At 66.7% G+C, this 486-nt stretch carries 1 protein-coding gene; it reads right to left on the bottom strand.

All coding sequences use genetic code 11. The features are described from left to right. On the bottom strand, positions 1-486 hold a 486-nt coding region (locus tag HX846_RS38495), incomplete at both ends, for an ABC transporter ATP-binding protein (protein WP_178967613.1).

The raw sequence follows: 486 nt of genomic DNA, 5'->3' as shown, positions 1-486 counted from the left end.
CTTGTCGGTGCGCGCGTCCACCGCAGCAATCGGCGCCAGGGCGATGCGCTGCAACGGCTGACCATGGGGTGCAAGACACGCCACTTCATGCCCTGGCGACAGCGGCTGCAATAGCGGTTCCTGCTGCGAACACCCTGCCCGAAAACGCTCGCACCGCGGCCCGAAGCCACAGCCTTGAGGCCGCTGCCCAGGCGCGGGGGCATGCCCGCCAATCGCCCGTAATTCTCGGCGCCCGGCCACATCGGGAATCGCCGCCAACAAGCCCCGGGTGTAGGGATGGGATGGCCGACTGAACAAGGCGTCCCGAGTAGCCGTTTCAACAATCCGCCCGGCGTACATCACCATCACCCGGTCCACCAGGTCCTTGATCACCGCCAGGTCATGGGACACATACACCGCCGCCACGCCCTGGCTTTTGCACAAGCGGCGCAAGGTGGCGAGGATATGCGCCTGGGTGGTGACGTCCAGGGCGGTGGTCGGTTCGTC

The organism is Pseudomonas sp. K5002, assembly GCF_013386655.1.
Taxonomy (GTDB): domain Bacteria; phylum Pseudomonadota; class Gammaproteobacteria; order Pseudomonadales; family Pseudomonadaceae; genus Aquipseudomonas.
This window is presented reverse-complemented; position numbering and strand designations above follow the sequence as displayed.